The sequence below is a fragment of the Leptothoe sp. EHU-05/26/07-4 genome, assembly GCF_043421015.1.
GTDB lineage: Bacteria > Cyanobacteriota > Cyanobacteriia > Phormidesmidales > Phormidesmidaceae > Leptothoe > Leptothoe turfae.
This window is the reverse complement of record NZ_JAXSQV010000007.1, coordinates 316,849-329,852: the sequence shown is the minus strand read 5'-3', so window position 1 is coordinate 329,852 and position 13,004 is coordinate 316,849. Positions and strand designations below refer to the sequence as shown.

Below are 13,004 nucleotides of genomic sequence, written 5' to 3'. Positions count from 1 at the left end.
TTTAAGGAGAATGGGCAGTTGGCAAGAGAGAACCGTTGTGAAGATGCTTAGCTAAAGACTAGAAGAAAGTAAAAGAAAAGATAGGTAGAGAAGAATTTGTTCTCGTTCCTATCTTCTGGCTTCTATATTCCGGCTGCTATGGCTCCGTCGATAGCAGTTTACCAACGGTGCGATTACTCGGCACAAAGGTTGCTTGAGCTACACGCTGCACATCTTCAGCTGTAACCGCTTCAATGGCTTTTAATTCTTCAAATACATTACGCCAGTCATTGGTTTTAGCTTCGTATTCAGTCAACAGGCTCGCCATACCGGCATTGGAATCCAGATTGCGCAACAGAGAAGCTCTAGCTTGAGTTTTCACCCGGTCTAATTCCTCAGGGGTCACGGGTTCTTGCTTTATTTGAGTAAGCAAAACATCCATCCGCTCAGCCATATCATCAACGGTATGACCAGGAGCCGTCAGGCCATAGAGCAAGAGAATATTGTCGTAGCGATCACCAGGGAATCCATTGGCGCTGCCAATATTCAGAGCTACTTGGGATTGCACCACCATGTCTTGATACATGCGTGAGGTGCGCCCCCCTACCAAAATGCTCTCAATCATGGCATAAACCACATGGTCAGAATGATTAATACCAGGACGATGGAAGCCTTCTAAATACCAGGGTTGACTGGGTAGCTTCAGTTCAAAGGATTTAGGCTCTGTCTGAGGTGGTTCTTGTATGCCGACTTCGGGAGGGAGGCTACGGGATTGAGTGCGACCAAAATAGGCGGTGGCTAGAGCCTTGACATTATCAGGGTCAACATCCCCCACCACAGCAGCAATCAAATTGCTCGGTCCATAATAAGCATCAAAAAACTTGGCGATATCTTCGCGAGTGGCTAAGCGCAGGTCTTCCTTATAGCCAATGACCGGACGACGGTACGGATGCTGGTCAAACGCAACTTCTAAGAACTTTTCAACGATTTGGCCGATGGGGGAGTTGTCCACCCGCATGCGGCGCTCTTCCAGGATGACTTCTTTTTCTTTGTAAAATTCACGGAATACAGGATCAATGAAGCGTTCTGATTCCAAAGACATCCACAGCTCTAACTTATTTGAGGGCAGGCTATAGAAGTAACGGGTGGCATCGGCAGAGGTGGTGGCATTCAGACCACGACCACCAGACTGCTCGATAATTTGGCCAAACTTATTTTGTTCAACGTATTCTGCAGCCTGAGATTGAAGGGTATCGAACTGCGATCGCAACGTCGCCGTTTTTTCTTCATCACCTGATTTCTCAGCCGCCATCAGCTGATCAAAGACCACATCCATCTCCTGTAGCAGCGGTGCTTCTGCCGAGTAGTCCTTGGTACCAATTTGAGTTGTGCCTTTGAACGCTAAGTGCTCCAGATAATGGGCAACACCGGTATGACCATCTTCCTCATTAACCGCCCCCACCTTGGCATAGAGCATCATCGACACCACTGGAGCCTGATGACGCTCCAACACGATAAACTTCATGCCGTTATCAAGCGTAAACTCGCTAACGTCATTGGCCACGCGATCAAGATAAGGCTGAATAGAGCTTTCTGGCTCGGCCTCAACCGCGAGTTGCTCTTGGCCAGATATCCCCGAGACCTGAGCCCAAGCCGGTTCACCCAGTCCCACCCATAACAAAACAGCCAGAGCGGCTGTCCATAGAAACGTCACCTTTGGCTTAGCCAACGGAATTACGCCCATAGCACCTCAGCGCAAAATACCGTTACCAGCATAGATACTTTTCTTTATGTTGTGCCAACAATATATTGATGATTCAGTGAAATCACTAATATTCGCCCTAATGCCGTGAGAGTAAATATCGTCCTGTTAAATAGTCAAGCTGGCTGATATATTCACACGCTCCGGCAAACTCTCTATTTCAAATAGAGATATTTGTAAAACGTAAACATATCGAATAAGCCACCCACAATACTGATGGTTAAGCAAATAATTACAAAACCTTGAACCATATTGCCTGCACCAAAGGTGATTAAAAAATCCACCATATAATCTTTACCTACAGCACTAATGGTCGATAACGGCGACCAAACGCCCAAGGTCAAAGCACCTAACGCTACTCCCATGCCAGCTGCAGGCAGCAAAAAGCAGATGACCAATGTCAGCACTAAAGAACTAAATAACTGCAAGCCCATCTCTACCTCCTGCCATTTTTTGGCTGCATGGGCATAAGGAACAACCACCCCAACAATACGAGCAATCATTGAATATGGGCGTCAACTTGAGGAATCTTAAATTTTCATAAAACTACGGAGCATTTAGAGTCTTGCCTTAACCCACTGCTTAACCCATTAAAATAATTAAGCCTCATGCTCAAATATTCATTGCTGCCCCGCATCTAAGGAGTCATCCCCTTTGTCTGCTGCATTTCCTACGTCGAGCCTTGCCAAATGGGGTCAGCGTTTGATGGCTGCCATTCTACTGGGTGGTCAAGTCATTGTTCACCTCGCAACTCGCCCTTTACATCGGCGTAACACCATTGAGCAAATGGCTGCCGTGGGACCAGAGTCTTTGCTGATCACTTTGGTGACTGCCAGCTTCGTCGGTATGGTGTTCACAATTCAAGTCACCCGTGAATTTATTAACTTTGGAGCTAGCACAGCCGTTGGTGGAGTGCTAGCGTTGACGCTGGCAAGGGAGCTAGCCCCAGTGTTAACTGCCGTGATCATTGCTGGTCGGGTTGGTTCTGCATTCGCAGCTGAAATTGGTACTATGCAAGTGACCGAGCAGATTGATGCATTGCAGCTCCTGAAGACAGACCCGGTTGACTACCTGGTATTGCCCCGAGTTGTTGCCTGTGCGTTGATGCTGCCTCTGCTAACAATCCTGTCATTCATTACAGGTATGACGGGGGGTTTGCTGATCACAAGCACAATGTTCAATATTTCCCAAACTGTCTTTCTAGACTCAGCAAGGCTGTTTCTAGAGGTCAGGGATTTAGTCGCTGCAATCATCAAAGCCCTCGTATTTGGCGGCCTCATAGCAATCATTGGTTCGAGCTGGGGCTTAACCACAACAGGGGGAGCCAAGGGTGTAGGGCAATCAACCACGACAGCAGTGGTGACCGCCCTACTGGCTATTTTCATTAGTAACTTTTTCCTATCCTGGCTGATGTTTCAAAGTTCGGCATTTCCTGGCTGATGTTTCAAAGTTCGGCGTTGAACTTTTAGAGATATTAAATTGCTTGGATAGCGAAATATAAAACATCTGCCCAAATCACAGCTCGACTTCAGTCAGCTTGTTGAGGTACCGCTCAATTAATAAAATCGCGACGATATCATCAATGGGGCGAGGAATACTGCGCATACTCTGGGGCAATATCCGATTCAGACCTTTAGGGGGAAACATTTCCCAATAGCGATCGCGAGCTTCCAGACTGCTATAACGCTCATCCACCAAAATGATATTGGGACTTTCTCGTAGTCGCTGCGATAATTCCTGTTTCCAGATTTTGGCCCCAGTCTGGTCCCCCATCACAATCAGCGAGATAGGATAGGTCTGACGTAGGGATTCAATATGCTCAATCACATCCTCAGCCGGAACCACCTCGTGGTAGCACAATGAGCGATCTACCCCAACAATGGCTAGACCACACTTAGCGCGGCCTGGGTCAAATCCTAAAATAACCGGCTGAGATAGTTTAGAAAAAACAGTGGAGGACACAGAGCAAACCAGAGGAAAAAGGAAACACTGGAATTCAAAGTACACATATGTAGAACTGCAACTTCCACCAGCTCAACCATCAGGGTCCCATTTGGATACGCCCTAGGCAAATAAAGGTCTTTGTCTTCCCGTAGTCATTTTAGAACTATCCTAAGGTAGCCTGCATCGTAGACACGAATGCTGGAAATTGGATAAGGTTATCTTGCGATTTCAACAAAATCTGGCAAACTATAGTCTGGCTAAATAAATAATCCGCTTTACACATTCCTGGCTAGATTATTTTAGCTTCTTGGATTGCCCCACCAAGTCTTGCTGTTTGGAGAGCCATCGTTCTTTACAGCAGTTGTTGATCCCCCCATTGCACTGGCTGTACATGGAACGCAAATGTTATGGTCTAAGTACACTTGTACGCACTAGTTCGAGTGCGTTTGCTTTGTGCATGTAAAGCGAGTTGAACTCTCCCACTTTAAATCTTTTGGAGGTACGACTCAGGTCCCTCTGTTACCGGGTTTTACCGTTATTTCTGGACCCAATGGTTCGGGAAAGTCGAACATCCTTGATGCACTTCTATTCTGCTTAGGGTTAGCCAGTTCTAAGGGTATGCGAGCTGAGCGCTTGCCAGATCTGGTTAACCAAAGTCATGCCAGTCGACGCTCCACATCAGAAGCCAGCGTCACAGTCACGTTTGACATCAGCGATATCCCGCCAGAACTTTTAAGTGATGACGACAGTAATCCTCAAGATCGGCAGATGGAAGAGGAAGAAAGTGGCATCCATGACAACTCAGATACAGCAGCGAATTCGGTAGAGGCCACAAATCCAGAGCAGGAAGCTCAAGAGCCTAACGATACAGAAGGTCCTGAAACAAATTTAGAACCAGACATCAACGCTACCGATAATGGGGGCTCGACAGATCCAAGCTTATCGGTAGTGTCAACCACAACTCCAGCTCATCAGAATGGTGCCGAAGCCAATGGGCAGGCCAGTAATGCTAGTGCCCCTGATAATGTGGTTCCGTTACCGCGAGAATGGAGCGTGACTCGTCGCCTGCGGGTCACAGCCCAAGGCACTTACACATCAAATTATTTTATTGATGGCCAGCCCTGCACCCTGACTGAGTTGCATGAACAGTTACAACGATTTCGCATCTATCCTGAAGGCTACAACGTAGTCCTACAGGGGGACGTTACCAGCATCATCTCGATGAAGGGGCGCGAGCGTCGAGAAATTATCGATGAACTGGCAGGGGTGGCATCATTTGATCGGAAAATTGACCAGGCAAAGCTCAAGCTTGATATGGTGCGGGAACGTGAAGAACGCTTTCGCATTGTGGAGCGAGAATTAATCGACCAACTAGAACGGCTTGATCAAGATCGTAAAAAGGCTGAAAAGTATAAGCAACTCAAAGCGACACTCCAGGAAAAGACCCAGTGGCAAGCGGTTTTAGGGTGGCGTCAACAACAGGAACAAGCTGATAATTTAGAGCGCCAGATTAGCCAAGGCAAGGAAAAGGCTACTAAATTGGCTGAACAGCGCCTCACGCTGGTCAAGTTAATTGAAACCACCGCCGCTGAACTAGATGTACTTAATACCAAAGTCAAAGCTCTGGGCGAAGATGAGCATTTAGCGCTGCAGTCTAAACTTGCTACGCAAGAGGCGGAGTCGCGGCAGCTTGAACGTCAGAAGCAGAGCCTCAGCCAATCGACACGGGAGCTAGCCGCTAAACTTCAAGCCACCCAGGTTGAGTTACAACAGCGCAGTCAAGAGTTAGAGTCCCTGGGTCAGCAGCTGAATATTCTCACCACTAATGAGATAGTGCAGCTGCAAGCTGAGCGCGATCGGGCAGCTCAGGCGGTGGAGGAAAGCCGAGAAGCTACGAGTGCGATCGCAACTGCCTCCCAAGCCTGGGTCGAATCTCAAACAAACCTACGTCGCGAAGTAGAAGCGCTGCTCAAAGCACTGGAACCTCAGCGCGCTGAACAGGTACGACTACAGGAACGCCTAAATCAACTGCAGAGCCAGATCACGGCTCAAACCACTGCAATTCAGAACCTGGAAGCTGAGCTCAGCGCTACCCCTCAAACCGCAGACCCTGAGCTCTCCAACACAGAAACGAAAATTCAGACCCTAGCGCAGGCTGTAGCAACAGCTGAACAGGAGCTTAAGACCCACCGCGAAACCCGTGACCGATTACTACGGGAACAACGAGAACAGCAGCGAGAGTTAGACAAGCTGGAAGCCCAGGAGCAGGCACTCCAAGAAACCCGTGGGACCCAGGCTACGGAAGTTTTGATTAACAGCGGTCTGACCGGTATTTGCGGTCTAGTGGCCCAATTGGGGCGTGTAGATCCTAAATATCAAACCGCGCTAGAAATTGCCGCTGGAGCAAGATTGGGTTATTTGGTCGTTGAACATGACGGCGTTGCCGCCCGAGGCATCGACATTCTTAAACGCAAGCGCGCTGGTCGAGCCACCTTCTTACCGCTGAACTCTATCCGCGCACCTCGGGGGCAAAGGTTAGGGCGATGGGAACGCCCCGATGGCTTTATCGACTACGCTGTCGACCTGATTGAATGCGATGACATGTACCGAGAAGTGTTTGCCTTTGTCTTTGGCAACACCACTGTTTTTGAGCGTCTCGACGATGCGCGCCGCCATCTCGGAAAGTTTCGCATGGTCACCCTGGATGGTGAAGTGTTAGAAAGCAGCGGCGCGATGACCGGCGGTAGCCTGCGGCGTCAGGGTCGACTACATTTTGGCACGGTTGAAGCTGGAGAGTCTGAAGAAGCGAAAGCCTTACGAGAACGGCTGCACGAAATTGAGCGGATTTTAGTGAGTTGCGATCGCGCCCTTGCCCAGGCCGATGCCACGGTCAAAGCCCAATCTCAGACATTGATCGAAACCCGCCAAAGCTACCGCGAACAGCAATTACAAAACACCCAAACCCAGCAACAGCAACAGCAACTACAGCAACGTCTAGAAAAAGCACAGCAGCAGCGACAGCAATATCAATCTGAATATGCCGCTGCCCAGCAGCGTTTGCAGCAGTTGGAAACCGCTCTTCCTGAACAGGAAGGACAACTGATACAAAAGCGCCAAGAACTGACGGCTTTAGAGGAATCCCAAACCCATAGCGAATGGCAACAGGCCCAGGGTAAAGTGCGAGCCTTAGAAGCCGAACTGACAGAGCGTCAACAGCTATTACAAATCGCCCAGCAGCGACAGAACGAACTAGAGGCTCAACGCCAACGCTTACAGGAGAAAATTCAAACCAACCAGCAAAGCCTTGCACAAGGCCGTCAACAGCAACAGGGTCAAATTAATCAACAGACAGAGATTAATAAGCAGCAAGCAGAGCTGAAGCAGGAGATTATTGCTACCCAAGCAGCCCTGGCCGAGCTAGATAAGACTTTGGCAGGTGAGAAGGCGGAACGCGATCGCAAAGAACATCAACTACGGGAACAACGCAACCAGCTACAGCAGCTAGAGTGGCAGCAACAAAAACTCAGCGAAACTCAGCAAGAGCGACAGCAGCAGCTCAACGAGCTACAGATAGCCATCGAAACCAAACAGGCTGAACTCCCAAGCCCGCTGCCTGAGATCCCTGAAGACCTGACGTTAGAAACGTTGCAAAAACAGCTCAAGTCCCTGCAGCGTCGCCTTGAGGCTATGGAGCCAGTCAATATGCTAGCCCTTGAGGAATATGAACGCACTCAAGAACGTTTGGAAGAACTAACCAATAAGCTCACCACCCTGGAAGAAGAGCGTACAGAGTTATTACTGCGTATTGAAAACTTCACCACTCTGCGTCGTCACGCATTCCAAGAAGCATTTGAAGCGGTCAACAAAAACTTCCAAGCCATTTTCGCGCAACTCTCCGATGGAGATGGCTATCTGCAGCTCGACGATCCCCAAGATCCCTTTAATGGTGGATTAAATCTAGTTGCCCACCCCAAGGGCAAGCCCGTTCGTCGGCTCGCGTCCATGTCGGGTGGAGAAAAATCCCTCACTGCCCTCAGTTTTATCTTCGCCCTACAACGCTATCGTCCCTCCCCCTTCTATGCCTTTGACGAGGTGGACATGTTCCTAGACGGTGCCAACGTCGAACGCCTTTCCAAAATGATTCGTCACCAGGCACAACAGGCACAATTTATGGTCGTTAGTCTTCGACGCCCCATGATCGAGTCTGCCGAGCGCACCATCGGCGTAACTCAAGCTAGAGGAGCCTACACGCAGGTACTGGGGATTAACCTGCAGCGAGCCTCCGCCGGAGGGTAAATAGATTTGTAGAGGCGTTCCATGGGACGCCTCTACAAATCCAATACGGTTTCACACACTGTCAAAAAATCGATGTATAGGGTGTAATGTGATGAAGCACGCTTCTGTCAATTAAGAAACATGCACGCTGGTTAAGCAGACCCTATAGACACCACACAGTAGACCCCAAACGATGAGTTTTGAGCAAAGTCGGCTGCGTTCCGACATGATTGGCACCCAAGTGATTACCCGTTCTACAGGCCGTCGTCTGGGGGTAGTGAGTCAACTGTGGGTAGATATAGACCGAGGTCGAGGTGAAGGTGGCGAAGTGGTTGCTTTGGGACTACGGGATAACATCCTATCTAAAGTGGTGTCTGGGCCAGAACAGATCATGTTGCTGAGCAGCATTCGTCAAATTGGCGATGTCATCTTAGTTGATGATGATTCAGTCATCGAGGATGACATTAGTGTGGCCAACTATACCAATCTGGTCAAAAGCGAAGTCATCACTGAGTCAGGTGAAGGTCTGGGCCGTGTCCGTGGCTTCAAATTTGATGTGGTCAGTGGCAAACTGCTATCCCTTGTGATTGCGTCCATGGGATTACCCCAGATTCCAGATCAGGTGATTAGTTCTTACGAGCTACCTGTTGAAGAGATTGTGAGCACTGGGCCAGACCGCATTATTGTTTTTGAAGGTTCAGAGGAAAAACTGAAACAGATCAGCGTCGGGCTCCTAGAACGTCTTGGCTTAGGCTCAGCCCCCTGGGAACGAGAGGATGATGGCTATATCATGCCCACATCTGCCAGCAATCAATTGCCCTCAGGGCTCAAACAAGAAGCTCCCGCCCCTCGTCGTGAAGCGGCACCACCTCAACGGCTGGAGCTTGAACAACCCTCCCGTCCTCCCATGGAACAGGCCATCCCGGAAGAGGAGCCATATCAAGCCCAACCTTTAAACATTCCTCAAAAGAAAAAAGTCATCGAATACGAAGAAGAAGATTTCTAGGGGAGATAGCAGGATAACTCTTGCCATTTTTGGGCAAACCGATATACGGTATGCGTGGCATTATTCCATCGAATCGTTTCCTCGTTTTGAGTCCATGGTATCCACTCCCGCGCCTGTTATTGGCCCACTCAAACAGCTATCTGTTATGGGCTTACCGGTACATCAAAGTACCGATTATGTAGGCTGGCTCATGGAGCACCTGCGTTCAGGTGGTGGTGGCCATGTCGTTACCCTGAATGCAGAAATGTGTATTCAGGCAGAGGCCAATGCTGATTTACAGCAAATCATTCAAAATGCCACGCTGGTAATTCCTGATGGAGCAGGCGTTAAGCTGTATTTTCAGTGGGTTCAACGCCATCCTCTAAAACGTTACCCCGGCATCGAATTTGCTGTGGACGTATTGAAAAAACTCCACGCCACAGAAACTGTCGTCTTTTATGGCGGTTCGCCTGGCATGGCAACAACAGCGGCTGAACATTGGCAACGACTGTTCCCTGACTTGAATATTGCGATCGCGCAGCATGGCTATCTATCGGAAACAGAGCAGTTAGGATTTCAGCATCAACTTCAGGAATTACAGCCCAGTGTGATCTTTGTAGGCTTGGGGGTCCCCCGCCAAGAACTATGGATTGCAAACCACCGTCAGCTCTGCCCCAACGCAATTTGGGTCGGTGTTGGTGGCAGCTTTGACATCTGGGCAGGGAAGAAGCGACGAGCTCCTCGTTGGATGTGCAACAACAATCTTGAGTGGCTTTACCGACTCTATCAAGAACCCTGGCGTTGGCGGAGAATGCTGGCCTTACCTAAGTTTGTATTCCGTTCTATAGGCTATGACTTAGGTCGACGAGTGTGAGGCCCAAGATCATTGCCAAAATTAATTGTTAAGGGGCGCTCTATAGAATGCCCCTTAACAATTCACCGAAACAATCCAATAAAAGTTGTCAAGGGACTGGACATTTGTCCCATTACCTATATCCTTGTACAGAGACAAAAGTACTGCCCATGCATTGCAAGTAAGATCTGTCCCCACTCAACGCAAAGCCCCTATGACATCCGCCGTGACTCCGCCCAAGACACAATACCCTCGCCGTCGTCGTCCGGATGCACAATCTAGGCGTAATGCAGCCTTTCAGGCGACATCGGCAACATTGCAAGGAACTCAGCAACCACAGCAGACTAAAACTGACAGTGCCCATCCCCCCCTGGTCACCTTGACTGGCGTTAACAAAGTCTACGATAACGGCAGTCAAGCGCTACGGAATATTAACCTCCAGATCAAACGGGGCGATTTTCTATTTGTGACTGGGCCTTCGGGGGCTGGCAAATCCACCTTACTCAAATTGCTCTATGGCCAAGAGCGGGCCACATCAGGCAAGATTCTGGTGGATGACAAAGACCTGGCTAAACTGCGAGGAAACCGGCTGGCCATGTTACGTCGGCGCATCGGTATTGTCTTTCAGGACTATAAGCTCATTCCTCGCCGCACCGTTGCAGAGAATGTATCCTTTGTACTTTGGGCACAGGGCTATAGCCGTAGGGAAATCAATCGCCGTTTACGACCCACTCTACGAATGGTTGGCCTGCAACATAAAGCTAGCTGCTTTCCAGATCAGCTCTCTGGAGGAGAGCAACAACGGGTTAGCATTGCCCGTGCAGTGGTCAGCACCCCCCCTTTGCTACTGGCCGACGAACCCACTGGCAACTTGGATGGAGATAATTCCCGCCAAGTGATTAAAATTTTAGAAAAGCTCAACTCTATTGGCATTACGGTGATTGTTACCACCCATGATGAACAGCTAGTACGCTCATCAAACCATCCGGTGGTCCAAATTAAAGACGGGCGTTTAACCTATGTGAGACATTAAACCGCTCTGAAGTTAGGGTGTGTGCGCACAACATTAGCCTCAAAGTCTTGAATCCAATCCACCCAGGCTTCTTCGATCTGTGGACGTTCTTGAGGCAAAGCACGCTTAATTAAGACGGCAATATAACTGCGATCGCAACAAATCAGAACGATATTTCCAACCTTAGTACGAATCATGGCATGACTAAACATCGACAACCCCATAGTTGATGCTATCAACTGCTGTAGCCCCAAAGATTGAAAGACTAGCTGAATCCATTCAGTATCTTCGTGCTGCGGCGTAATGAAATAATCGCGAGGTAGTCCAGTAGCATCGAACACGGCCAATCCCAGTATTTGGTCAATATCAGGTAAACCAACCGACTTCAATGGCTGCGGGTTTGAGGTAGACACCAAAATCCAAAACTTTTTAATGGGTAGCTAAATCAGAAGCTTTGAGCTTCCAAACTAAACTAGACACCATGTTAGTGAATACATGGGCAATTACTGGCACTAATAGGTTTTGGCTCGCTATAGCACTGTAGCCTAATATTCCACCGACGCAAGTGGCCCACAACATATACGGCCACTGCCGCAAATCGCTCATATGTAGTAACCCAAAACAAAGACTCGACAGTGCTAAGGCTGCTAAATTTGCGCCAAAGGCCGGTAACATCACTCCCCGAAACAGCAGTTCTTCACTAATACCAGGCAGTAAGCCTAACCAGAGTACATCTGGCAAAGCCAGAGGTTTTAGAATGTACTCCAAGTAAACTTCGGCACTATGTCGATACCTCGGCCACGCCCAATAGAGTATGGCGCTAACCAGGGTGATACCCATCCCCAAAAGCACCCCTAGCCCAATCGGATAAATACCCAACTGACTGGGTAACTGTTCTACTGAATCAAACAAGAGCCAAAAGCGAGCAATGACAAACAGTACAAGGGCTGTTGCCGCGATCGCAACTAGCACTTGAGTACGTGTCAAAGGCTCCATACTTGAATTAGGTGGGGCAGGCTGATTCAAAAGCGCATCGGCAAAATTATGCCGCACTGACAAACGATACTATCTTACGCTGTCCGAGGTCGCTAGCATATCGGCAAATCTATACATCCTGAATCACATTATTACTAAGTGTATATAGGTTCCCACGATCTGTTAGAGGCAGATGGGAGCTGACGCTCAGGGAAAAGGTAACCATCGTTTTTCAGGTAAATTGAACAATGTTTGATTGAAATCAGACATATTGATATATCCCTTAAAAATCACAAACAAAAAAACAATCAAACAACCATCAAAATCCATTTAAAACACATAGATTAGAAATCAATAGAACTCAATATAAAAACTCAAGACAACCGTCAGAGGGCTTTCAAAAAAAGCTTTTCAGCCCTAGAAGCAATCTATATCCCTAGACAAGATTGATTTTTATAAGTCGGTCAAAATCAATGCACTTAACTATTTTTTATTTTTTTAATAAACTCCAAACACCAACAACTGAAAGCCGTTAGTAAATGTAGAAAACTGGGATTCATTTAAATATCTACCATTGAAGACAACATTGGCTATTAGCACATCAGACAAACTTGATAACAAGACATCATATGAACCTTGTCTAGATTTTGTATTTTAACCACACACCTCAACTGAACTGATGGGAATGTCCTTTGACCTACCTGCCCAAAACAACAGCGTCAATATATACGAGTGTGAGGTCCGGCTAAAGTTTCGCATTATTGAAGATCAGCTTGCTATCGACGAACGTGATAGTAGTGCACTGATAGAAGCTTTAGTGGATGCCTACACCTATGGTGATGATGACTATTTGGAATCTTTGGAATCTCAAATAGATATTCATCAAATAAAAGCCTTAGAGGCCTCTCCAGAAATGCGACGCCAGCTTATCCGTTTACGTAATTCCCGTAAATTAGCGTAACCCCCTCTTAAAGAAAGACATTACAGGCGAAATAGAGCAGCATAAAAAAAATCCCAATAGACGTTTGACATTTATTCCCTCAGATTTGTATATTTATAAAGGCCAACGCGGTCACGCAAGGGCAACACGCCCCCATCGTCTAGAGGCCTAGGACACCTCCCTTTCACGGAGGCGACGGGGATTCGAATTCCCCTGGGGGTATTGACTACAAACGCAGGCAGTGAGCAGCTTAGCCAACTGCCTGTTTGCTTTATAGCC

11 protein-coding genes and 1 tRNA gene are annotated in these 13,004 nt (G+C 48.1%); 7 read left to right on the top strand and 5 right to left on the bottom strand.

Translation table 11 applies throughout. The features are described from left to right. Positions 1–136: 136 nt before the first annotated feature. Positions 137–1,723 (bottom strand): M16 family metallopeptidase, encoded by a 1,587-nt coding sequence (locus U2F10_RS25960; protein ID WP_499057093.1) that lies wholly within the window; start codon positions 1,721–1,723, stop codon positions 137–139. A 173-nt stretch (positions 1,724–1,896) separates the two neighbouring features. Further along, entirely contained in the window at positions 1,897–2,244 is a 348-nt protein-coding gene (locus U2F10_RS25955; RefSeq protein ID WP_163661195.1) for a hypothetical protein, read from the bottom strand. A 151-nt stretch (positions 2,245–2,395) separates the two neighbouring features. Between U2F10_RS25955 and U2F10_RS25950 the strand changes: the two genes are divergently transcribed. Continuing rightward, positions 2,396–3,181: an MlaE family lipid ABC transporter permease subunit gene (locus U2F10_RS25950; RefSeq protein ID WP_163661197.1), complete on the top strand. Its 786-nt coding sequence runs from the start codon at positions 2,396–2,398 to the stop codon at positions 3,179–3,181. 75 nt (positions 3,182–3,256) lie between these two features. On the opposite strand, the gene U2F10_RS25945 is transcribed toward U2F10_RS25950, so the two are convergent. Then, complete coding sequence (locus U2F10_RS25945) at positions 3,257–3,703, bottom strand: RuvC family protein (RefSeq protein ID WP_163661199.1); 447 nt, start codon at positions 3,701–3,703, stop codon at positions 3,257–3,259. Positions 3,704–4,138: 435 nt separating this feature from the next. Here U2F10_RS25945 and smc point away from each other — a divergent pair, with 435 nt between their 5' ends. The 4 genes from smc to ftsE all read left to right on the top strand — a co-directional run bounded on the left by smc (position 4,139) and on the right by ftsE (position 10,831). Beyond that, positions 4,139–7,981 (top strand): chromosome segregation protein SMC, encoded by a 3,843-nt coding sequence (gene smc / locus U2F10_RS25940; RefSeq protein WP_163661202.1) that lies wholly within the window; start codon positions 4,139–4,141, stop codon positions 7,979–7,981. 172 nt (positions 7,982–8,153) lie between these two features. After that, positions 8,154–8,966, top strand: coding sequence for a PRC-barrel domain-containing protein (locus U2F10_RS25935; protein WP_163661203.1), 813 nt, complete (start codon positions 8,154–8,156; stop codon positions 8,964–8,966). 94 nt (positions 8,967–9,060) lie between these two features. Further along, a complete protein-coding gene (locus U2F10_RS25930) occupies positions 9,061–9,819 on the top strand; it encodes a WecB/TagA/CpsF family glycosyltransferase (protein ID WP_163661205.1) in 759 nt (252 codons plus the stop codon). Between the two features lie 193 nt (positions 9,820–10,012). Then, complete coding sequence (gene ftsE / locus U2F10_RS25925; protein WP_163661207.1) at positions 10,013–10,831, top strand: cell division ATP-binding protein FtsE; 819 nt, start codon at positions 10,013–10,015, stop codon at positions 10,829–10,831. Here the strand turns inward: ftsE and U2F10_RS25920 are convergent. Next, complete coding sequence (locus U2F10_RS25920; protein WP_163661209.1) at positions 10,828–11,223, bottom strand: hypothetical protein; 396 nt, start codon at positions 11,221–11,223, stop codon at positions 10,828–10,830. The two genes, ftsE and U2F10_RS25920, sit on opposite strands and share 4 nt — an antisense overlap. 16 nt (positions 11,224–11,239) lie before the next feature. Continuing rightward, positions 11,240–11,836, bottom strand: coding sequence for a CPBP family intramembrane glutamic endopeptidase (locus U2F10_RS25915; RefSeq protein ID WP_431732010.1), 597 nt, complete (start codon positions 11,834–11,836; stop codon positions 11,240–11,242). A gap of 628 nt (positions 11,837–12,464) precedes the next feature. Between U2F10_RS25915 and U2F10_RS25910 the strand changes: the two genes are divergently transcribed. Beyond that, complete coding sequence (locus tag U2F10_RS25910; RefSeq protein WP_006517234.1) at positions 12,465–12,746, top strand: Npun_R1517 family heterocyst differentiation transcriptional regulator; 282 nt, start codon at positions 12,465–12,467, stop codon at positions 12,744–12,746. A 128-nt stretch (positions 12,747–12,874) separates the two neighbouring features. Further along, positions 12,875–12,947, top strand: a tRNA-Glu gene (locus U2F10_RS25905). Positions 12,948–13,004 lie beyond the last annotated feature (57 nt).